Source organism: Deltaproteobacteria bacterium (assembly GCA_016218975.1).
Taxonomy (GTDB): domain Bacteria; phylum Desulfobacterota; class Deferrimicrobia; order Deferrimicrobiales; family Deferrimicrobiaceae; genus JAENIX01.
The window spans coordinates 1-20337 of the sequence record JACRCO010000070.1; the positions used below are offsets into that span (position 1 = coordinate 1).

At 62.9% G+C, this 20337-nt stretch carries 24 protein-coding genes and 2 tRNA genes; 10 read left to right on the forward strand and 16 right to left on the reverse strand.

Translation table 11 applies throughout. The features are described 5' to 3' along the window. The 16 genes from ribH to HY896_09900 form a co-directional block, all read right to left on the reverse strand. Positions 1-106, reverse strand: a 106-nt coding sequence (ribH, locus tag HY896_09825) for a 6,7-dimethyl-8-ribityllumazine synthase (GenBank protein MBI5576644.1), incomplete at its 3' end; no start/stop codon positions are given. A 17-nt stretch (positions 107-123) separates the two neighbouring features. Beyond that, on the reverse strand, positions 124-1329 hold the full coding sequence (locus tag HY896_09830) for a bifunctional 3,4-dihydroxy-2-butanone-4-phosphate synthase/GTP cyclohydrolase II (GenBank protein ID MBI5576645.1): 1206 nt from the start codon (positions 1327-1329) through the stop codon (positions 124-126). A 13-nt stretch (positions 1330-1342) separates the two neighbouring features. Continuing rightward, complete coding sequence (locus HY896_09835; protein ID MBI5576646.1) at positions 1343-1978, reverse strand: riboflavin synthase; 636 nt, start codon at positions 1976-1978, stop codon at positions 1343-1345. Next, on the reverse strand, positions 1979-3079 hold the full coding sequence (gene ribD, locus HY896_09840; GenBank protein ID MBI5576647.1) for a bifunctional diaminohydroxyphosphoribosylaminopyrimidine deaminase/5-amino-6-(5-phosphoribosylamino)uracil reductase RibD: 1101 nt from the start codon (positions 3077-3079) through the stop codon (positions 1979-1981). It abuts the gene before it with no gap. A 16-nt stretch (positions 3080-3095) separates the two neighbouring features. Further along, positions 3096-3572: a transcriptional repressor NrdR gene (gene nrdR, locus HY896_09845; GenBank protein ID MBI5576648.1), complete on the reverse strand. Its 477-nt coding sequence runs from the start codon at positions 3570-3572 to the stop codon at positions 3096-3098. Continuing rightward, positions 3569-4039: a cytidine/deoxycytidylate deaminase family protein gene (locus tag HY896_09850; GenBank protein MBI5576649.1), complete on the reverse strand. Its 471-nt coding sequence runs from the start codon at positions 4037-4039 to the stop codon at positions 3569-3571. The genes nrdR and HY896_09850 overlap by 4 nt, the downstream gene beginning before the upstream one ends. Before the next feature lie 4 nt (positions 4040-4043). After that, positions 4044-5306 carry a serine hydroxymethyltransferase gene (locus HY896_09855; GenBank protein ID MBI5576650.1) on the reverse strand — a complete coding sequence of 421 codons (1263 nt, stop codon included), beginning with the start codon at positions 5304-5306 and terminating at the stop codon, positions 4044-4046. Between the two features lie 19 nt (positions 5307-5325). Then, entirely contained in the window at positions 5326-5802 is a 477-nt protein-coding gene (gene rpiB, locus HY896_09860) for a ribose 5-phosphate isomerase B (GenBank protein ID MBI5576651.1), read from the reverse strand. A gap of 4 nt (positions 5803-5806) precedes the next feature. Further along, entirely contained in the window at positions 5807-7045 is a 1239-nt protein-coding gene (fabF, locus tag HY896_09865) for a beta-ketoacyl-ACP synthase II (protein ID MBI5576652.1), read from the reverse strand. A gap of 69 nt (positions 7046-7114) precedes the next feature. After that, positions 7115-7348 (reverse strand): acyl carrier protein, encoded by a 234-nt coding sequence (acpP, locus tag HY896_09870; GenBank protein ID MBI5576653.1) that lies wholly within the window; start codon positions 7346-7348, stop codon positions 7115-7117. A 30-nt stretch (positions 7349-7378) separates the two neighbouring features. Then, positions 7379-8122: a 3-oxoacyl-[acyl-carrier-protein] reductase gene (gene fabG / locus HY896_09875; protein ID MBI5576654.1), complete on the reverse strand. Its 744-nt coding sequence runs from the start codon at positions 8120-8122 to the stop codon at positions 7379-7381. 58 nt (positions 8123-8180) lie between these two features. After that, entirely contained in the window at positions 8181-9113 is a 933-nt protein-coding gene (gene fabD, locus HY896_09880) for an ACP S-malonyltransferase (GenBank protein MBI5576655.1), read from the reverse strand. An 11-nt stretch (positions 9114-9124) separates the two neighbouring features. Beyond that, positions 9125-10102, reverse strand: coding sequence for a ketoacyl-ACP synthase III (locus HY896_09885; protein ID MBI5576656.1), 978 nt, complete (start codon positions 10100-10102; stop codon positions 9125-9127). Positions 10103-10147: 45 nt separating this feature from the next. Then, positions 10148-11170, reverse strand: a complete 1023-nt coding sequence (gene plsX / locus HY896_09890; GenBank protein ID MBI5576657.1) for a phosphate acyltransferase PlsX — start codon at positions 11168-11170, stop codon at positions 10148-10150. Positions 11171-11197: 27 nt separating this feature from the next. After that, positions 11198-11374, reverse strand: coding sequence for a 50S ribosomal protein L32 (rpmF, locus tag HY896_09895; GenBank protein MBI5576658.1), 177 nt, complete (start codon positions 11372-11374; stop codon positions 11198-11200). 3 nt (positions 11375-11377) lie between these two features. Further along, positions 11378-11920, reverse strand: coding sequence for a DUF177 domain-containing protein (locus tag HY896_09900; GenBank protein ID MBI5576659.1), 543 nt, complete (start codon positions 11918-11920; stop codon positions 11378-11380). A gap of 105 nt (positions 11921-12025) precedes the next feature. Between HY896_09900 and amrB the strand changes: the two genes are divergently transcribed. From amrB to HY896_09950, 10 genes are all read left to right on the forward strand, one after another. Continuing rightward, on the forward strand, positions 12026-12829 hold the full coding sequence (gene amrB / locus HY896_09905; protein ID MBI5576660.1) for an AmmeMemoRadiSam system protein B: 804 nt from the start codon (positions 12026-12028) through the stop codon (positions 12827-12829). 10 nt (positions 12830-12839) lie between these two features. Then, positions 12840-14240, forward strand: coding sequence for a glutamate--tRNA ligase (gene gltX, locus HY896_09910; GenBank protein ID MBI5576661.1), 1401 nt, complete (start codon positions 12840-12842; stop codon positions 14238-14240). Positions 14241-14256: 16 nt separating this feature from the next. Continuing rightward, the gene (locus HY896_09915) at positions 14257-15978 is read left to right on the forward strand and encodes a glutamine--tRNA ligase/YqeY domain fusion protein (GenBank protein ID MBI5576662.1); all 1722 of its coding nucleotides are present in this window, start codon (positions 14257-14259) and stop codon (positions 15976-15978) included. 153 nt (positions 15979-16131) lie between these two features. Then, positions 16132-17589, forward strand: a complete 1458-nt coding sequence (locus HY896_09920) for an RtcB family protein (GenBank protein ID MBI5576663.1) — start codon at positions 16132-16134, stop codon at positions 17587-17589. 4 nt (positions 17590-17593) lie between these two features. Beyond that, a complete protein-coding gene (locus tag HY896_09925; protein MBI5576664.1) occupies positions 17594-18487 on the forward strand; it encodes a GTP-binding protein in 894 nt (297 codons plus the stop codon). Continuing rightward, positions 18432-18920: an archease gene (locus HY896_09930; protein ID MBI5576665.1), complete on the forward strand. Its 489-nt coding sequence runs from the start codon at positions 18432-18434 to the stop codon at positions 18918-18920. The genes HY896_09925 and HY896_09930 overlap by 56 nt, the downstream gene beginning before the upstream one ends. Positions 18921-18989: 69 nt before the next feature. Continuing rightward, positions 18990-19063, forward strand: a tRNA-Gln gene (locus HY896_09935). 4 nt (positions 19064-19067) lie between these two features. Continuing rightward, positions 19068-19143: transfer RNA gene (locus HY896_09940), tRNA-Glu, on the forward strand. Positions 19144-19780: 637 nt separating this feature from the next. Further along, complete coding sequence (locus HY896_09945) at positions 19781-19996, forward strand: hypothetical protein (GenBank protein MBI5576666.1); 216 nt, start codon at positions 19781-19783, stop codon at positions 19994-19996. 127 nt (positions 19997-20123) lie between these two features. Next, the coding region (locus HY896_09950) for a DUF4172 domain-containing protein (GenBank protein MBI5576667.1) at positions 20124-20337 on the forward strand (214 nt) is incomplete at its 3' end.

Below are 20337 nucleotides of genomic sequence, written 5' to 3' on the forward strand. Positions count from 1 at the left end.
CGAGCGCCCCTTCCAGGAGCCGGTCCGTTATGAAGCCGTTGAAACGCGATACAACGATCGCCACCTTCAAGCCCTGTCCCTGGAGGTCTCCCTCGATCGTCCGCACCATCGTTTTCGTCCCCCTCACTCGACGTTCAGGATATGTCCCAGCTTCTTCTTCTTGGTCTTCAGGTACTTCACGTTCGCCGCGTTGGGAACCACTTCGATCGGAACACGCTCGACGACCCGGAGCCCGTACCCTTCGAGGCCTATTATCTTCTTCGGATTGTTCGTGAGAAGGCGGATGTCCCGCACGCCGATATCCACCAGGATCTGTGCGCCGACCCCGTAATCGCGCAGGTCCGGCTTGAACCCCAGCCGTTCGTTCGCCTCGACGGTGTCGAATCCCTTGTCCTGGAGGTTGTAGGCGCGGATCTTGTTTTCGAGCCCTATACCCCGCCCTTCCTGCCGCATGTACAATAGGACGCCCCCCCCCGCAGCGTCTATCATCTGCAAGGCGTCGTGGAGCTGCTCCCCGCAGTCGCACCGCAGCGATCCGAAGACATCACCCGTGAGGCACTCCGAATGTACGCGCACGAGAACAGGGATGTCCGGGCGGATCTTTCCCTTGATCAGCGCCATGTGCGTATCGCCGTTAATCTCGTTCCTATAGGCCACCGCCGTGAACACCCCGCCGTCCCTGACGGGCATCTGCGTTTCCGCGATCCGGGTGACGAGGCGCTCCCTCGTCATGCGGTATTCGATCAGGTCCCGGATGGACACGATTTTCAGCCCATGCTCTTCCGCGAACCCGAGCAGGTCGGGCATGCGGGCCATCGTCCCGTCTTCCTTCATGATCTCGCAAATGACTCCGGTGGGCGTGCATCCGGCCAGCCGCGCGAGGTCGACGGACCCTTCCGTCTGCCCGGTGCGGACGAGGACCCCGCCCTTTTTCGCAACGATCGGGAAGACGTGCCCGGGCCGCACGAGGTCCTCGGGACCCGCGTTCTCCGCGATGGCGGTGCGGATCGTCGTCGCCCTGTCGTACGCGGAGATCCCCGTGGTCACACCCTTGCGCGCCTCGATGGAGACGGTAAACGCTGTCCCGAAGGGGGAAGAGTTGTCGTGCACCATGGGAGGAAGCTGGAGCTGCCGCGCGCGCTCGTCGGTCATGCTCAGGCAGATGAGGCCCCGGCCGTACCTGGCCATGAAATTTATGGCCTCCGGGGTGACGTGATCGGCGGCGAGAGTGAGATCCCCTTCGTTCTCGCGGTCCTCGTCGTCTACGAGGATAACCATATTCCCCGACCGGATGTCTTCGAGCGCGTCCTCGATCCTGGAAAGAGTCATTGGGACGACCTTTTCACGCGAATCCGTGTTTTTTGAGAAAATCCTCGGATATGCCGGAGCTCTTGCCTTCCAGGAACCGCAGGACGTATTTCCCCACGATATCCGTCTCCACGTTCACCGTGTCTCCCTGCCGCGCGGCGCCGAAAGTGGTCCGTTCAAGGGTAAGGGGAATCATGGCCACTTCGAACCCGTCGGGGCGGGTCGCGCTGACCGTGAGGCTTACGCCGTCCACGGCCACGGCTCCCTTGAAGACAACGTACTTCATTATAGAAGGATCGGCATGTATATGGAATACCCGCGAATCCCCCGAAGACCGGATTTCACGCACCGTTCCCGTGCCGTCCACGTGCCCGTACACGAGGTGCCCCCCCAGCCGGCCGGAAACCGCCATCGCCCGCTCGAGGTTGACCCGCACGCCCGCGCGCATCCTTCCGATCGTCGTACGGGAAAGGGTCTCCGCGGAGACGTCGGCGGAAATGCTCCTCCCTCCTTTTCGCGTCACGGTGAGGCAGGCGCCCGATACGGAAACCGAATCCCCCGTCGCGATATCGCCAAGGGGCAACGCGGTGGAGATGTCGATCACGGCGCCCGTCCCCTTCGGAGAGAAAGACACGACCGCTCCGACGTCTTCCACGATTCCGGTGAACATCTACCTGTCCTTCCCTTCCGCAGGAAACGCCGTCACCATCAAATCTTCTCCCATACGGCGGACTTCCGCGATCGAAAGCTTCCTGCCCCCGGCGATCGTGAGCGACCCGAAACCCGTGATAGCCGGCACTCCGTCGCCCAGCAGCAGCGGGGCGACGAAAAAGACGAACCGGTCTACGGCGCCCGCCTTCACCAGCCAGCCCGCCGTCTTCCCCCCGCCTTCGACGAGCAGGGAAGCGACCCCTTCCTTCCCCATAGCACGCAGGAACGCTTCCGCGGAAATTTTTCCGTTCCTGGCGGGAAGCCTGATCACGCGCACTCCGAGGGATGCCGCCCGTTCCGCGTCGCGTGCGGGCACCTCCTTCGGGCAGACGACAAGCACCTCTCCCGTCCCGGCGCGCAGTATCCGCTTGCCGGAAAGGAGGCCAGGCCGCGACGTGAGGATAACACGTTTCGGGTCCTTTCCCTTGCGTATGCGCGACGTCAGAAGCGGGTCGTCCTTGCGGAACGTCTCTCCGCCCACAAGCACGGCGTCCGTCCCGGCCCGCATCCGGTGGACCCATTCCCGCGACCGCTCGCCGCTGATCCAGCGCGACGACCCGGTGTACGCGGCGATCTTTCCGTCGAGCGACATCGCCAGCTTCAACGTGACGTAGGGCTTCCCCGATACGATCCATCGCATGTAAGGCAGGTTCAGCGCGCGCGCTTCCGCTTCGAAAAGCCCGGACGAAACCGCCAGCCCCGCTTTTTCGAGGATCGCCAGGCCCCGGCCGGAAACCCCGGGGTTCGGGTCCTTCATGGCGGCAGCGACCCTGCGGATCCCCGCTGAGAGGATCGCATCGGTGCACGGGCCGGTGCGGCCGGTGCGGCAGCATGGCTCCAGAGTCACGTAGAGATCTGACCCGGCGGCAGCCGGTCCCGCGTCGCGGATCGCTTCGACTTCCGCGTGCGGCAGTCCCGCCGCCCGGTGGTATCCTTTCCCGACGACCTTGCCGCCGCGAACCAGAACCGCCCCCACCGCCGGGTTCGGAGAGGTGCGGCCGACGCCCTTCCGCGCCAGGAGGAGCGCCGTCCGCATGAATTCGGGGGAGGGAAACGGCATGGCGGCGCGGCCCGCTTCAGGCCTTGGGCGGCCGGTCGGGCGTCTCGGAGATGAGCGTCTTGATCTCTTCGACGAACTGGCTCAAATCCTTGAACTGCCGGTACACGGAGGCGAACCGGACGTACGCCACGTTGTCCAGTTTCAACAACTCGGCCATGACCCGCCCGCCGATTTCCACCGATGAAATCTCCTTTTCGCCCGATGCCTGTAGCTCCGCTTCGAGGCCGTCCACGACCTTCTCGATGGTCGAATAGCTGATGGGCCGCTTCTCGCACGCCTTAAGGATGCCTGTCAGGATTTTCTGCCGGTCGAACGGCTCTCTCCGGCCGTCGCGCTTTACGACCAGCGGAAGCTCTTCCTCGATGCGCTCATAGGTGGTGAACCTTCGCCGGCAGGAAAGACATTCGCGGCGCCGCCGGATCACGTCTCCGTCCTTTCCCGCGCGGGAGTCGACCACCTTGTTGTCGACCTGTCCGCAGCGGGGGCACTTCACCTCGGTCCCTCCTTATGGAGAACCAGCTCCATCCCGACCTCCCGGAGCATTTCCCCGGTGAGTTCGTCGGCGTACCCTTCCTGGTAGACGATCCGCCGGACGCCCGCGTTTATAAGCATCTTCGCGCAGATGATGCAGGGAAGATTCGTGCAATAAAGGACGGAGTCGCGGATGGATACGCCGTGGAACGCCGCCTGGATGATGGCGTTCTGCTCCGCGTGCAGGCCGCGGCAAAGTTCGTGGCGCTGCCCGGAGGGTACGTTGAGCTTTTCCCGAAGGCACCCCGTCACTTCGCAGTGCGTCACGCCCGAGGGAACTCCGTTATAGCCCGTGGCCAGCAGCCGCTTGTCCTTCACGATGACGGCGCCGACCGCTCTCCGGAGGCAGGAGGAGCGGCGGGAGGCCAGCTTCGCCATGTCCATGAAGTAGGTGTCCCAGTCGGGGCGGACTCGCGGGGCGGTCTTCATGCGGTCAGCTTCTCGCGTACGCCTCCAGGTGGTTGCGGTAGAGGGGGAACGCTTCGCAGATATCGCGAACCGATGCGGTGACGCGCTTCTGCACCGACGGGTCGTTCGGGGCGTCGAGCACGTCCGCTATCAGGATCCCGATCTTCTGCATTTCGCGCTCCTTCATACCGCGCGTCGTGATCGCGGGCGTTCCCCCGCGGATACCGCTCGTCACGAAGGGGCTGCGCGTCTCGAACGGGACGGTGTTCTTGTTGACGGTGATCGCGACACGGTCGAGCGCTTCCTGCGCCTCTTTCCCGGTCATCTGGGTGTCCTTCAGGTTCACGAGGAACAGGTGGTTGTCCGTCCCGCCGGAAACGAGCCGGAAGCCCCGCGCGGCGATCGCATCCGCCATCGCCTTCGCGTTCCGCACGATCTGCGCCTGGTACTCCCGGAACTCCGGAGTCATCGCTTCCTTCAGCGCCACCGCTTTCGCGGCGATCACGTGCATGAGCGGACCGCCCTGGATGCCCGGAAAGATCGACGAATTCAGCTTCTTCGCCAGCTCTTCCCGGCACAGGATGATCCCCGCGCGCGGGCCGCGAAGCGTCTTGTGCGTCGTCGTCGTTACGAACTCGCAATGGGGCACCGGGTTCGGGTGCAAGCCCGTGGCGACGAGTCCCGCGATGTGCGCAATATCGGCCATCAGCATCGCGCCCGTTTCATCGGCGATCTTCCGGAATTCGGCGAAATCGATCGTCCTCGGATAGGCGGACGCGCCGATCACTATCATCTTCGGCTTGTGCTTCAAGGCCAGGTCGCGCACCTGGTCGAAATCTATCGTCTCCGTGTCCTCGCGGACGCCGTAGGGAACGACGTTGAACAGGCGCCCCGAAAAGTTCACAGGGCTGCCGTGCGTCAGGTGCCCGCCGTGGGACAGGTTCATTCCCAGCATCGTGTCGCCCGGGTTCATCACCGCGAGGTACACCGCCATGTTCGCCTGGGAGCCGGAGTGCGGCTGCACGTTGGCGTGCTCCGCGCCGAAGATCTTCTTGGCCCGCTCGATCGCGAGGTTCTCGGCCTGGTCCACGAACTCGCATCCGCCGTAATACCGCTTCCCCGGGTACCCTTCCGCGTACTTGTTCGTCAGCACCGAACCCGTCGCTTCCAGGACCGCATCGCTTACGAAGTTCTCGGATGGGATCAGCTCCAACCCGTAGGCCTGCCGTTCCGTCTCGCGCCGTATGACCTCGTATATCTCGGGATCCACCGTTCTAAGGTCGGCCATGCGCACGTCGCTCCTTTCCTTATGCCTGCAGACTCAAGCCAAGGCGCTTTTCTATGCGCCCTATCTTTTCCACCCTCTTCGCGTGCCTCCCCTTCTCGAAAGGCTCCGCGAGGAACACCCCGAGGCGCGCGACCGCGGCCTCTTCCGCCATCGTCCGCGCTCCGAAGACCGCCACGTTGGCGTCGTTGTGCAGGCGCGCATAACGCGCGGTGAAATCGTCATACAGCAGCGCCGCCCGGACGCCGGGAAACTTGTTCGCCGCGATCGACATGCCGACGCCCGTTCCGCAGACCAGGACCCCCGTGGCCGCCTGCCCGCTGGAGACGCGCAACGCGACCGCCTCGGCGTAATCCGGATAGTCCACGGAGTCGGGCGTGCCGGGTCCGAGGTCTTCGACGGCGTATCCCCACTGTTCCAGCGCGTGCAGGAGCCGCCGTTTCATTTCGATCCCGGCGTGGTCGGAGGCTATCGCCAGCGTCCGTTTCCCGGTTTTCATCCCTCTACCCCTCGAAACGCCCGAACAGCAGGCACGAGTTCGTTCCCCCGAACCCGAAGGAGTTCGACAGCGCATATCGAATCGATCGACTGCGAGCCTCGTTCGGCACGTAATCCAGGTCGCATTCCGGGTCCGCCGTCCTGTAATTTATCGTCGGAGGAACGGCTCCGTCCCGGAGCGCGAGGACGGAGAAGACGCTCTCTATCGCTCCCGCGGCCCCGAGGAGGTGTCCGGTCATCGACTTGGTAGAGCTGACCATGAGATTCCTTGCGTGGCCTCCGAATACGGCCTTGATCGCCATGGTTTCGTAGAGATCGTTGTACGGCGTGGAAGTGCCGTGCGCGTTGATGTATTCGATCTCCTCCGGCCTGACGCCCGCGTTCGCAAGCGCCGCCTGCATGCAACGGACCGCTCCTTCTCCCCCCGGGGCGGGGGCCGTCACATGGTAGGCGTCGGCCGATGCGCCGTAACCGCGCAGCTCCGCGTATATTTTCGCTCCGCGTTTTTTGGCGGCCTCGAGCTCCTCCAGGATCAGGATGGCCGCGCCCTCCCCCATCACGAACCCGTCGCGCTCCTTGTCGAACGGACGGGACGCTTCAGCCGGCGCATCGTTCCGCGTGGAGAGCGCCTTCATTGCGCAGAATCCTCCGAGCCCCATCGGCGTAATGGTAGCTTCGGCGCCGCCGGCTATGACGGCGTCGCACACGCCCCGCCGGATCGTCTCGAGCGCTTCCCCGACTGCGTGGCTGGAGGCCGCGCAGGCGGTGGTAGTGGTGATGTTCGGCCCCTTGGCTCCGTACTTCATCGCGATGTGCCCCGGGGCCAGGTTCGAGATGAGCATGGGAATGAAGAAGGGGCTGATCTTGCGCGCGCCGCCTTCGAGATAGGCCTTGTGGTAATGCTCGAGCGTGGAAAGCCCGCCGAGCCCGCTGCCGACGAACACTCCAACGCGCGGCGCAAGCTCCTCGCCGATCGCAAGGCCCGAATCCTCCATCGCGAGGTGCGCCGCCGCCATCGCGATGTGGATGAACGGGTCCATCCGCTTTATTTCCTTCCTGTCGATGAAGTCTTCGGGGCGGAACCCCTTGACCTCAGCCGCGATCTTCGTCTGGAACTCGGCCGTGTCGAACCTCGTGATCGGGCCGATGCCCGATTTCCCCGCGAGGATCGCTTCCCACGTAGGTCCTACGCCTATTCCCAGCGGCGTAACCGCCCCCAGACCAGTTACCACGACTCTTCGCATTCGATGCCTTCCCGTCCGGGAACCGCCTCCGCCGGCGCCGTTGCCGCCGGCCGGAGACGCGGATCCGCATTATTTCGCGTGGGCCTTGATATACTCCACGACGTCGTTCACCGTCTTGATCTTCTCGGCTTCCTCGTCAGGGATCTCTATCCCGAACTCTTCCTCCATCTTCATGACCAGCTCGACGATATCGAGGGAATCGGCCCCCAGGTCGTCGATGAACGACGCGTTGGCGGTAACCTCGTTTACGTCCTTCCCAAGCTGCTCCGCCACGATTTCCCTTACTTTTTTGTCGACCGACATCTCCGGTCCTCCCTTCCTTTTAATATACACTCACATGTATAATCCGCCGTTTATACCGATCACCTGCCCGGTCACGTACCCGGCCGCGTCGGACGCAAGGAACAGCGCAAGGTCCGCCACTTCTTCCGGATCCGCGAACCTGCCCAGCGGAATCTGCTGGAGAAAAGCCTTTTGCACCGCCTCCGGCAGGCCCGCCGTCATAGCCGTCTTGATGAAACCCGGCGCGATGGCGTTAACCGTGATGCCGCGGGAGCCCAGTTCCCTTGCCATCGATTTCGTGAATCCTGCGATTCCCGCCTTCGCCGCAGAATAGTTCGACTGCCCCGCGTTCCCCATCAGTCCCACCACGGAACTCATGTTCACGATCCGCCCGCTCCGCTGCTTGATCATCAGCCGGGACACCGTCTTCGTGAGCAAAAAAGTCCCTTTGAGGTTCGTCCTCAACACGGCATCGAAATCCTCCTCGGTCATTCGGAGGAGAAGATTGTCCCGGGTGATGCCCGCGTTGTTCACGAGGATATCGATCCTGCCCATCGGCGAGAGAATACCCGCCACCGCGGCCTCTACCTGGGCGGCGTCCCCGACGTCGAACATCGACACCATTCCCTTTCCCCCGGCGGACTCGACGGCGGCAAGGGTTTCCCGCGCGGCGGGCTCGTTCGCGACGTCCGAGATCACGACCGCCGCTCCCTCGGAAGCGAACCTTTCCACGATGGATTTTCCGATCCCCCGGGCCGAGCCGGTGACCAGCGCAACCTTGCCTGCAAGCCGCATCGCCTTTCCCTCCCCGAAGTTCATACCTTCAACGAAGGCAGCCATTCAAGAAAAAACTTCAAGCGGACATGTCGCGGACGGCGCCGAGGTCTCCCGGTGCGCAGAACGCCGCAGCAACGGCCTCCTTCTCTATACGCCGGACCAGGCCGGAAAGAACTTTTCCCGGCCCCACCTCGAGGAACGCCGTTGCTCCCATCCCCCGCATCCGCCGGATGCACTCTTCCCAGCGTACGGGCGAGACTATCTGCCTCACCAACATTCCGGAAACCGCACCGCCCGGCGGATAGGGCTCCGCCGTGACGTTCGCGACGACCGGAAAAGCGAATGCTCCCTGCGGGACGGCGGAAAGCTCGGGGGACAGGCGTTCCGCGGCAGGGCGCATCAACGAACAGTGGAACGGGGCGCTTACGGGAAGGGGAAGCGCCCGCTTGGCCCCCGCGGCCTTCGCCGCGTCGCAGGCGGCGGCCACAGCTTCCGCTCTTCCTGAGATAACTATCTGGCCGCCACCGTTGAAATTCGCCGGCTCCACGACTCCCTTGGCCGAGCCTTCCCGGCAGGCCGCTTCCACCGCCTCGCGGGAAAGGCCGATAACGGCGGCCATCGCCCCCTCGCCCACTTTCACCGCTTCCTGCATGTATTTTCCACGCGCACGAAGAACGCGGGCCGCGCCGCCCAGCGGGAGCGCCCCTGCCGCGACGAGCGCCGAGTATTCGCCCAGGGAATGTCCGGCCGCGCAGACGGGCTGGATCCCCGTCTCCTCCGCCAGCACGCGGAACGCCGCGACGCTCACCGTGAAGATCGCGGGCTGCGTGTTCTCGGTCAGTCGAAGTTCCTCTTCGGTCCCCAGGAAACAGAGCTTCGCCATGTCCATGCCGGCGGCTTCGGAAGCCTCCTCGAACACCGCACGCGCCACGGGATAGGCATCGAAGAGCTCCTTCCCCATTCCTGCGTGCTGCGAAGCCTGTCCCGGAAACAGAAGGCCGATACCCATTGCGGCTTCCCTCACATCCTGAGGAGCGCGGAGCCCCAGGTGAGCCCGCCTCCGAAGGCGGCAAGCAGCACGAGGTCGCCCTTTGAATAGCGCCCCTTTTCCCGCGCTTCCGCAAGCGCGATGGGAATCGACGCCGCCGACGTGTTTCCGTACCTTTCCAGGTTGACGTAGACCTTTTCATCGGGGATGCCGATCCGCTTCCCGACCGCCTTGATGATCCTCATGTTCGCCTGGTGCGGAATGAAAAGGGACACGTCCGATACGGAGGCGCCGTTACGCTCCAGCGCTTCCATGCTGACCTCGGCCATCCGCGTCACGGCGTGCTTGAACGTCTCGTTACCCGACATGCGGATGAAGTTCGTTCGGACCGTCGACGTGCCGGGATTGCATGGATCGACCGTGCCGCCCCCGGGGCAGTGGATAAGCTCCCACAGGTTTCCGTCCGAATGGAGGTGGCAGCTCAGGACCCCGTCGCCGTCGCCGCATTCCGAAAGAACCGCCGCGCCCGCCCCGTCGCCGAAGAGGATGCATGTCCCCCGGTCGGTGAAATCCACGACCGAGGACAGGATTTCGGCCCCGACCACCAGCGCCTTCTTGCCGCGTCCCGACCGGATCATGGCGTCCGCCACGGAAAGTGCATATATGAAACCCGAGCAGGCCGCGCTGACGTCCATCGCATAGGAACCGTTCGCCCCCAGCTTCATCTGCAGGAAGCATCCCGTGGACGGGAACGGCATGTCCGGCGTGAGCGTGCCCACAACGATGAGATCCAGCTCTTTCGGATCGATGCCTGCGTCTTTCAGCGCCCGCCGGGAAGCCTCAAGGCACAGGTCGGATGTCGGGGTTCCCGGCTCCGCGATGTGGCGTTCCTTGATCCCCGTTCGGGTGGAAATCCATTCGTCGCTGGTGTCCACCAGCTTCGCGAAGTCTTCGTTGGTCATGATTTTCGGCGGGGCGAACTTGCCCACGCCAACGATTTTCGATCCCACTTTCTTACCCCCTCTTTCACGATGCGCGCCGCTTTTGCGGCGGCATTACTCGGCGGCAGCCGTTTCGTCCCGTTCGTATCCCCGCCGCGCCATCGAGGCTGCGATCTCCTCCTCGACGCCGCATCGCCGGAGCGTGCCGGCCAGCCGTATCCCGTTCCGGATCGCCTTCGTTTCGGACGACCCGTGGCATATCACCACGCCCCCCTTGACGCCCAGCAGCGGCGCCCCGCCGTATTCCGTGTAATCGAGCCGTCGCTTCACGCTTCGGATCGCCCCTCCGGCGAGAACGGCCCCGAACTTCGCAAGGTGCGACTTCCGGATTTCTTCCTTAAGAAAGTGCCCCAGCGCAGTCGCCATCCCTTCCATCGTCTTCAGCGCAACGTTCCCCACGAATCCGTCGCAAACGAAAACGTCCGCCTTCCCCGCGAAAAAATCCCGGCCCTCCACGTTTCCGAGGAAGTTCAGCCCCGTTTTCCGGAATATGGAGCCGGTTTCCCGCGTCAGGTCGGTCCCCTTCGTTTCCTCCTCGCCTATGCTCAGCAAGCCGATCCGGGGATGCGGAATACGTAGCAGCCTTCTCGCGTAGGCTTCTCCCATGTACCCGAACTGGACCAGGTGGGCGGGCTTGCAGTCGACATTGGCGCCGGCGTCGATCAGCACAATGGGACCGGTCGGCGTGGGAATCGTCGCCGTGATCGCCGGACGGTCGATCCCCTTCACCCTGCGCAGGACGTAAAGCGCCCCCGCCATAACCGCCCCGGAGTTGCCGGCGCTGACGAAGGAGGATGCCTTCCCTTCCGCGACCAGGTTCAGCCCCACGCGGATCGAGGATTCCTTTTTCTTGCGTATGGCGACTGCCGGAACGTCGCACATCTCGACGACCTCCGGCGCATGCACCACTTCGACCGTTCCGGCCACGGCTCCGCAGGAGCGCAGCTCGTCGCGGATCAGATCCTCCCTGCCTACCAATATGATCGGAAGATCCAGCTCACGCGCCGCCTGCACCGCTCCCCGGACCACCTCCGCCGGAGCGTGATCCCCCCCCATCGCATCGACTGCAATTTTCATCGAAGGAAGGTGCTGAAGGCCGCCGAGCTAATCCTTCGCAATGATTTCCCGGCCGTTATAGGTTCCGCAATTCGGACACATCGCATGCGGCCGCTTCACCTGCTTGCACTGAGGGCAAATACTGCGCGCGGGATCGGCCAGCTTCTTGTGCGTCCGCCGCTTGTCCCTGCGGGTCTTGGATCCCCGTCGTTTCGGATTCGGCATTCTCTACTCCTTTTCTTCCTTCGGTTTCCTCAATATATCGAACGGGCCCGGCGCCCGCGTGCCGGGGCACCCACATTCCCCGCGGTTCCGGTTCCCGCCGCATTCCGGGCAAATTCCGTTGCACTCCTCGCTGCAGAGCAGCTTGACGGGAAGCGCCAGGGCCACCTGTTCCCATAACACGTCTTTCACCTCGACGCCGGCTCCGTAGTAGAAACCGATATCGAGGTCCGCCTCGTGCAGCTCAAGGTTCGACGACCCCGCCGGGCCGTTTTCGCCGGGAACCAGTACCGTGTGAAAATCCTTTTCCAGCGCGACCCGGATCGCTTCCGCGCACCGGTCGCAGACCGCCACGCCCTCCGCGGTGAAAGAACCGTCCGCGAAGATATTACGCCCTTCGAGGGTGAGTACAAGTTCCGCGGCTACCAACCGGCAGCCCTGCAGGGGAGAGGGATCCATCCCTTCCAGCATCCTGGGAATCCAGGACCTTCCCCTGCTCGCGAAAACGTCCAGCCCCTCGCGGGGGATCTCCGAAATTCTTATGTACAAAGGACAAACTTCCCCGAAAATTAAAAAAGATACTATAGGCAACCCCTTGCCGCCTGTCAATCGGGATTCTTCCTTAAAATACCGGAATATTGTATAAATATGAACATGATTCGGCCGCCTGCCGTCGCGGGTCAATTTTACCCGGGGTCGTCCGGGGAGCTGGAGCGGGAGGTTCGCCTCCTCACCCCCGACATCTCCGACAAAATTCGCGCAAAAGGCATCATCGTCCCGCATGCGGGCTACATCTATTCCGGAGCCGTGGCCGGGGAGGTTTTCTCCTCGGTGGAAATCCCCGACCGCCATCTCATTTTCTGTCCGAATCATTCCGGCATCGGGGCGGAAGCCGCCATCATGTCGCAAGGGTGCTGGAGTATGCCCTGGGGGAAGGTTCCAATCGACGAAGACCTCGCAAGGAGGCTGCTTGCCGCTTCCATCCTCCTTTCCGAAGACCACCTTGCGCACAGCAGGGAGCACTCGCTGGAGGTTCAGCTCCCGTTCCTGCGCCGTTTCCGCGAATCGTTCCGATTCGTTCCGGTCGCGCTGGGGCGTCTCTCTTCCACGGATTGCCGCTCTCTCGGAGAAGCCGTCGCACGGGTCCTCCGCGACGATCCGTCTCCTCCGCTCCTGATCGCAAGTTCGGACATGACCCATTACGAGACGGACGCTTCCGCGCGGATCAAGGACCAAAAAGCGATCGCGCGAATCCTCGCCCTCGACCCTGAAGGCCTCTACCGGACGGTCCGTTCGGAACGCATCACTATGTGCGGGGTTATCCCCGCGACGGTCGTCCTCTTCGCAGCCCTCGCACTTGGCGCTACCGAGGCCCGTCTGATAAAATATGCAACTTCCGGCGACGTCAGCGGCGACCGCAACCAGGTCGTCGGATACGCGGGCCTGGCAATCCAATAGAGGTTCTAAAATGTCCTCCATCGTAACCCGTTTCGCCCCGAGCCCCACGGGGGAGCTCCACATCGGGGGGGCGAGGACCGCCCTTTTCAACTGGCTGTACGCCCGCAGGCACGGCGGCAAATTCATCCTTCGGATCGAGGACACCGACCGCGAGCGCTCGACGAAGGAATTCGTCCAGGCGATCCTGAACGGCATGAGCTGGCTCGGACTCACCTGGGACGAAGGCCCCTTTTACCAGACCGACCGGATGGAGATATACCTGAAGGAAGCGGAGCGCCTCCTCGCGGAAGGGAAGGCGTACCGTTGCGTCTGCACGCCCGAGGAACTGGAAATCCGCCGTGAGGAGATGAAGGCCCGCAAGGAGAAACCCCGGTACGACGGCCGCTGCCGGAGCCTGCCCCCCTCCGCAGCGGAGGGGAAGCCCTTCGTCTTAAGGTTCAAGACGCCGCCTTCCGGGCAGACCGTGGTCCGTGACCTCCTTCGGGGAGACGTTACTTTCGACAACAGTGAATTGGACGACCTTGTCCTGCTGCGCACGGACGGCACGCCGACCTACAATTTCGTCGTCGTCGTGGACGACGCCTCCATGGGAATCACGCACGTTCTGCGCGGGGACGACCACCTGAACAACACTCCCAAGCAACTCCTCATCTACGAAGCGCTGGGGTACCCTGTCCCCCGGATCGGCCACTTCCCCCTGATTCACGGGATGGAGGGGGGGAAGATGTCGAAGCGCGACGCCGAGACTTCCGTAATGAAGTACCGCGACATGGGCTATCTTCCCGAAGCGATCGTGAACTATCTCGCACGGCTCGGATGGGGCCACGGGGACCAGGAGATCTTTTCCATAGAGGAATTGCAGAAATTTTTCTCGCTGGAGCACGTGAACCTTTCCCCCAGCCGGTTCGACACGAACAAGCTGCTGCACCTGAACGCCCATTACATAAAGGAAGCGGACGCAGACCGGACCGCGGGCCTTCTCATCCCCTTCCTTAAAGCCAAAGGGATCGAAGCCGTTCCATCTCCATGGCTTTCCCGGGCCGTTTCGACGTTGAAGGAGCGCTCGCGGACGCTTGCGGAGATGGCCGATGCCGCGGAATACTATTTCCGTGAGAAGGAGACGGATCCGAAAGCCGCCGCGAAGTTCCTCACGCGCGAGATCGCACCCGTGCTGTCCGAGATCGCGGAAGCCTTGTCGGCCCTCCCGGAGTTTTCCCACGCGGCGATGGAGGCCGCGCTGGCGCAGGCCGTGGAAAAACGGGGAGGCGCATTGAAAATCCACCAGCCGATCCGCGTGGCATTGACGGGCGGGACCGCCTCCCCCGGGCTGTTCGACGTCATGGAGGTTCTCGGGCGGGAGGAAACGGCCAGGCGACTTTCGAAAGCGGCGAAACAAATCCTCTCCAACTGATATACAATACGCAGCCATGGCGGAATCGGGTTCCGATACGAAGGGATACGAAGAAAAGGAAAGCCTCGATTTTCTCAGGGAGATCGTGCGGCGCGACACGCTTGCCGGGGCCTACGGCGGCCGCGTCGCGACTCGATTCCCCCCCGAACCCAACGGATTCCTTCACATCGGACACGCCAAGTCGATCTGCCTGAACTTCGGCATAGCCAACGAGTTCCGGGGCGTCTGCCACCTGCGGATGGACGACACCAACCCTGAGACCGAAGACATGGCGTACGTAGAGTCGATCATCCGCGACGTGCGCTGGCTGGGGTTCGACTGGCAGGACAAGCTTTTCTTCGCTTCCGATTACTACGAGCGGCTCTACGATCTCGCCGTCCGGCTGATCGAGGACGGGAAAGCTTACGTGGACAGCCAAAGCGAGGAGGAGATCCGCCGGAACCGCGGGACGATCACGGAACCGGGGAAGGAAAGCCCCTTCCGCGGCCGCTCCGTGGAGGAGAACCTGGACCTCTTCGCCCGGATGCGCGCCGGCGATTTCCCCGACGGCACGCACGTACTTCGCGCCAAATGCGACATGGCTGCGAAGAACATGAAGATGCGCGACCCGCTGCTGTACAGGATCCGGCACGAATCCCACTACAGGCGGGGCGATGCCTGGTGCATCTACCCCATGTACGACTTTGCCCATCCCCTCTCGGACGCCATGGAGAACATAACGCACTCGATCTGCACGCTGGAGTTCGAGAACAACCGGGCGATCTACGACTGGCTCGTCGACAATCTGTTTCCGGAACCCAGGCCGCGCCAGTACGAGTTCGCGCGCCTGAACCTCGACTTCACGCTCATGAGCAAGCGCAAGCTCCTGCAACTCGTGGAGGAAGGGCTTGTTGCGGGATGGGACGATCCGCGCATGCCTACGATAGCCGGGCTGCGGCGCCGCGGATATACGCCGGAAGGGATCCGGCTTTTCGCGGCCAGGATAGGTGTCGACAAGGCGAACAGCCGGGTGAGCATGGAAATCCTCGAAGACGCGATCCGCGACGATATGAACGCACGCGCCCCACGGGTCATGGCCGTGCTGCGGCCGCTGAAGGTGACGATAACGAACTATCCGCACGACAAGGTAGAGTGGGTGGAATCCCCTTACTGGCCTCGCGACATCGGGAAGGAAGGCTCCCGGCAACTTCCGTTTTCCCGGGAGATATTCATCGAACGCACCGACTTCAGCGAAGACCCGCCCGCAGACTGGCTGCGTCTCAAGCCGGGCGGCGAAGTGCGACTGATGAGCGCCTACATCGTGAAATGCGAGGAAGTCGAAAGGGACCCCGCAACCGGAGCCGTGACCGGGCTGCGCTGCACTTACAACCCGGATTCGCCCGCCAAGGCTCCCGGCGTCAAGCGGAAGAAAACGACCGCAATCCAGTGGGTGTCGGCCGCGCACGCCGTGCCCGCCGAAGTTCGCCTGTACGACCGGCTCTTCACCGTCCCCGATCCGGAAGCAGCGGAGGAAGGAAAGACCTTCAAGGATTTCCTGAATCCCGGATCGGTGAACGTCCTTCGGGGATGCATGGTCGAGCCCGGCCTTGCTCCAACGCCGCCGGAGGAGCGGTTCCAGTTCCTCCGCCATGGCTACTTCATCACCGATGCCCTCGACTCCAAACCGGGCGCCCTTGTGTTCAACCGGATCATCGGATTGAAGGACACCTATAAAGGCGGCAAACCCGCCCGGCCATAAAAAAACCCCGCCCGGGAGATCAACCTTTTTCTCCTTGCGGGGCTGCTACCGGTTGCCTTCCCTTATTTCCCGAATTTCATTCCAATCGGTTTTCGCCGCATCCAATATATGCCGGCGGAAAAACCTCCGGAGTACGGCCACCACGGGAAGAAAATGGCGATTTTCAAGGATATCCATCGGATTTCGGACACGATCTGGGAGATACCGGTCACCTTCAAGGAAGGGATGCGCGTCCCGGGACGAATCCTCGCCACGGAGAAGCTCCTGGCCGATTTCGACGATGGGGTGATCGACCAGCTGACGAACGTCGCGACGCTTCCCGGAATCGTCGGGTACGCCTGCTGCATGCCCGACGGCCACTGGGGATACGGTTTCCCCATCGGAGGACTCGCGGCGATGGACACCGCGGAAGGCGTGATCTCCCCCGGCGGGATCGGGTTCGATGTCAACTGCGGAATGCGGCTTTGCCTCACCAGTCTTTCCCATGATGAAATCCGGCCGCGCCTGCGCGAGCTCGTTGACAAGCTCTACGATCGCGTCCCGGCGGGCGTCGGCGCCACGGGATTCGTGCGACTGTCGCGGGACGAGTTCCGCGAAGCCGTGGAACAGGGCGCCCGTTGGTGCGTGAAGAACGGGTACGCCTGGGAGGAAGACCTCGAGCGCACGGAGGAGGGAGGATGCATCCCCGGAGCCGATGCTGGCAAGGTCAGCGAGAAAGCGGTCGACCGCGGCCACAAGCAGATCGGCACCCTCGGGTCCGGCAACCACTACCTCGAGATCCAGGTCGCCCGCCCGGAGAACATCTTCGACGACGGGCTCGCCCGGAGCTTCGGGATCGTCGCGCCGGACCAGGTCGTCGTTATGTTCCACTGCGGGAGCCGCGGGTTCGGCCACCAGGTGGCGACGGACTACCTCCAGGTCTTCCTCCGGGTGATGGAACGGGATTACGGGATCAAGATCCCCGACAGGGAGCTCGCGTGCGCCCCTTTCCGATCTCCTGAAGGGCAGGATTATTTCGCCGCCATGAAATGCGCCATCAACATGTCTTTCGTCAACCGCCAGGTCATACTGCACAGGATCCGTGAGGTCTTCTCGGAAGTCTTCGGGAAGGACCCCAGGGACCTCGGCCTCCACCAGGTATATGACGTCGCCCACAACACGGCGAAGATCGAGAAACACGATGTGGGGGGCGAGTCACGCGAGCTCCTCGTCCACAGGAAGGGGGCGACCCGGGCTTTCGGCCCCGGCATGGAGGGCCTTCCCGAGGTCTATCGCCTCACGGGCCAGCCGGTGATCATAGGCGGAAGCATGGAAACGGGGTCCTACCTGCTCGCCGGGGTGAAAGGGGCCGGCCATACCTTCTTCACGACGGCCCACGGCAGCGGCCGCACGATGAGCAGGACGGCCGCGAAGAAGCGGTGGCACGGGCGGAAGCTCCAGGCGGACATGGAGTCGAGAGGGATCTACGTCCGGACCGCCACGTGGTCCGGTCTCGCCGAGGAAGCGGGTCCCGCCTACAAGGACATCGACCAGGTGATCGAGGCTACGGAGCTCGCAGGAATCAGCCGGCGCGTGGCGAAACTACTGCCCGTCGGTAACGTGAAGGGGTAACCCATTGGGTGCGCCGGAAGCGAGGACCCCGATCGGTCTTATCGCCGGGTCCCTGGGGAGCGGGAAGACTACCCTGGTCCGGAAGGTGCTGGATCAGGCGGACCGCCGGTACGCCGTATTGATGAACGAGTTCGGCGAACTCCCCATCGACAGCGAGGTGATCCGGGGGAAGAACGTGGAGATCGCCGAGCTCGTCGGCGGCTGCGTCTGCTGCTCGCTGACCGGGGAGCTCGAAGCGGCTGTGGAGGAGATCCTCGACCGGGTCCACCCCGAATACATCATTCTCGAAGCGACGGGGATCGCGGAGGCTGATGCCCTCGTCTACGAGGTCGAGGAGAGGATATCCCGCGTTCGGCTCGACAGCGTCGTGTGCATCGTGGACGCGGACATGAGCATCCGATTCCCTTCCGTCGGTTACGCCGGCCGTTCCCAGCTCCGGGCGGCCGATATCGTGCTGATCAACAAGATCGACCTCGTGACCGAAGCGGATATAGAGAAGGTTGTCGCCCAGGTCCGTGTATTCAACCCGGACGCCGCCGTCCTGAAGACCGTGCGGTGCGGCGCCGATGTATGCGTCCTGTTCGGGCTTGCGATCGAGGATCGTGCCCTGAGCGTCCCGGTGCGTGGCGAAGGAGTCTTCGGCTCGTTCTCCTACACCGCCGACTCGCCCCTCGACGAGTTGCGGTTCCGGGAGGCCGTGGAGCTTTTCCCGCCCTCCGTCTTCCGGGCGAAGGGTTTCGTCCATTTCCGCGGCGGGAGCTTCCTGTTCAACTACGTGGCGGGGCGCGCCGAATTCGAGGAGTTCCCGGCGGAGGGGACGCGGATAGTCTTCATAGGCCCGAATGTGGAGGACGACCGGAAAACGATCGAGGGAATGCTCCGGGGCTGCGAGGCCTGACACGCCGTACCGCTACCTTGAGAACATCGCCATCGCGGACGTGGCATTCGAAGCGTGGGGCGCCACGCCGGAGGAGACGTTCGTCTCCGCGGGCGATGCGACCATGAACGTGATGGTGGATGCGCTGGAGACGATCGCACCCCTGGAAGTCCGCCGCATAGCCCTCTCATCAGGCGCCCTCGACCTGCTTCTTTTCGAACTCCTACAGGAGTTGATCTACTACAAGGACGCCGAACAACTCCTTCTGCGCCTCCACTCACTCCGAATCGAAGACATGGGGGGATCGTACCGCCTCCTTGCGGAAGCGCGCGGCGAGAAGATCGATCGCGATAGGCACCCTCTGAACGTGGACGTCAAAGCCGTCACCTTGCACCGTTTCGCCGTGGAGAGGACCGCGACGGGCTGGCGCGCCTCCGTCATACTCGACATCTGACGCCTGTATTTGCCATTGTATTCGCCCCTTGACGGTCTTGCGCCGTATCGGGTAATCTGCATTCTCCGTTGAGGAGTGGTGAAATGGCATCACACCTGGCTCTGGACCAGGTTTTCCAGGTTCGAGTCCTGGCTCCTCAGCCAATACGGTCCCATCGTCTAGTGGCCCAGGACACCGCCCTCTCACGGCGAAAACGCGGGTTCGAACCCCGCTGGGACCGCCACGAATGCCCGAGCCCCCGTTAGGGGGCTTTTTCATTCCTGGCGGTTACACAATTCCACGCGGGGTTCGAACCGAGGCGAGCGCCGAGCGATTAGCGAGGAAAAGCCGCCATGGACGGCGGCGTAAGCGAGCCGAGGCGGCCCGGAGGACATGAGCCAGGACGGCGAAGGTCCGGAGGGGAACCCCGCTGGGACTGCCACGATAATCTTAGGGGTTACGCATAGTTGCGTAGCCCCTTTCTTTTTACGCCGACTACAACGAATCTGGTTCCAACAGATTCTGAACAGCGATATCGACCCGAGATGGCAATGACGCGGGTGCCTTTAATCGCCAAAGCAGGAGCGGACTCCTTTGCGATTATGAAGGCGATGGGTCATACCGGCATGATGACGACAATGATCTACGTGGAGAACGCCAAGCCCATTCGGCATATAAGGATCCTCGCTGCAGGTCGATCACGAAGCGGACGCGGCGTTCTACGGCAAGAAGGGCGTTTCCCCCGCGGAGGTCCTCGACAGCAAGGGGATCAAGACGTCGGCCGCCGCCGAACACCTGAAGAAGACGCTGGGCAAACATGCGCCCTCAGGCGCGTCATGATTATAAATCTCGTTTGACGCAATCGCGGATCGGGTGTTAGATTGGCGCGCATCATGATCATCCCCACGAGCATCCGCATCCAGCGGGTGCACACCATCACCATCCGCACCCGCATCCGCATGAGGGCGGAACCAATCATCACCACACGGTCCTCCCGGCGTCCGACAACACGAAATAGGCACTCCAGAAGAGAGGGCAGCGAACCGTTCGAATTCGGCTTCCTGTGGAAGCGGCTGGGGCTGGAGAAGGAACGTTAGGTGCGGAGATTACGGGCCTTATTCTCCGCATTTTATGCTGTTTTATGCCGATCCGGTCATTAAACCAAGCAGTGACGTTTGCTCATGCGGAGAATATCGGCTATAATCTCCGCATGAAGCGCGGTGAATGAACAATTACATCTATGATCTGCCGGACTGGCCTCGATTCCGCTGGAACCAGGACGCGATTTCTCCTCGGCTTGCCGCCGTCCGCCACAAACAGGATCGGCTGATCGGACGCATGCAGGCTCTTGGATTTCCTCTCCGGAAAGAAGCCGAGTTGCGCACGCTCACGCTTGAAGTCCTCAAATCCAGCGAAATCGAAGGCGAGATCCTGGACA

Coding starts and splice junctions, on each gene's coding strand:
- HY896_09830 (MBI5576645.1), bottom strand. CDS start 1,329: ATGACTCTTTCCAGGATCGAGGACGCGCTCGAAGACATCCGGTCGGGG.
- HY896_09835 (MBI5576646.1), bottom strand. CDS start 1,978: ATGTTCACCGGAATCGTGGAAGACGTCGGAGCGGTCGTGTCTTTCTCT.
- plsX (MBI5576657.1), bottom strand. CDS start 11,170: ATGAAAATTGCAGTCGATGCGATGGGGGGGGATCACGCTCCGGCGGAG.
- HY896_09920 (MBI5576663.1), top strand. CDS start 16,132: ATGGCGATTTTCAAGGATATCCATCGGATTTCGGACACGATCTGGGAG.
- HY896_09930 (MBI5576665.1), top strand. CDS start 18,432: ATGTGGAGGACGACCGGAAAACGATCGAGGGAATGCTCCGGGGCTGCG.
- fabD (MBI5576655.1), bottom strand. CDS start 9,113: ATGGGTATCGGCCTTCTGTTTCCGGGACAGGCTTCGCAGCACGCAGGA.
- rpmF (MBI5576658.1), bottom strand. CDS start 11,374: ATGCCGAATCCGAAACGACGGGGATCCAAGACCCGCAGGGACAAGCGG.
- fabG (MBI5576654.1), bottom strand. CDS start 8,122: ATGCGGCTTGCAGGCAAGGTTGCGCTGGTCACCGGCTCGGCCCGGGGG.
- amrB (MBI5576660.1), top strand. CDS start 12,026: ATGATTCGGCCGCCTGCCGTCGCGGGTCAATTTTACCCGGGGTCGTCC.
- fabF (MBI5576652.1), bottom strand. CDS start 7,045: ATGCGAAGAGTCGTGGTAACTGGTCTGGGGGCGGTTACGCCGCTGGGA.
- HY896_09855 (MBI5576650.1), bottom strand. CDS start 5,306: ATGGCCGACCTTAGAACGGTGGATCCCGAGATATACGAGGTCATACGG.
- gltX (MBI5576661.1), top strand. CDS start 12,840: ATGTCCTCCATCGTAACCCGTTTCGCCCCGAGCCCCACGGGGGAGCTC.
- acpP (MBI5576653.1), bottom strand. CDS start 7,348: ATGTCGGTCGACAAAAAAGTAAGGGAAATCGTGGCGGAGCAGCTTGGG.
- HY896_09915 (MBI5576662.1), top strand. CDS start 14,257: ATGGCGGAATCGGGTTCCGATACGAAGGGATACGAAGAAAAGGAAAGC.
- rpiB (MBI5576651.1), bottom strand. CDS start 5,802: ATGAAAACCGGGAAACGGACGCTGGCGATAGCCTCCGACCACGCCGGG.
- HY896_09850 (MBI5576649.1), bottom strand. CDS start 4,039: ATGAAGACCGCCCCGCGAGTCCGCCCCGACTGGGACACCTACTTCATG.
- ribD (MBI5576647.1), bottom strand. CDS start 3,079: ATGCCGTTTCCCTCCCCCGAATTCATGCGGACGGCGCTCCTCCTGGCG.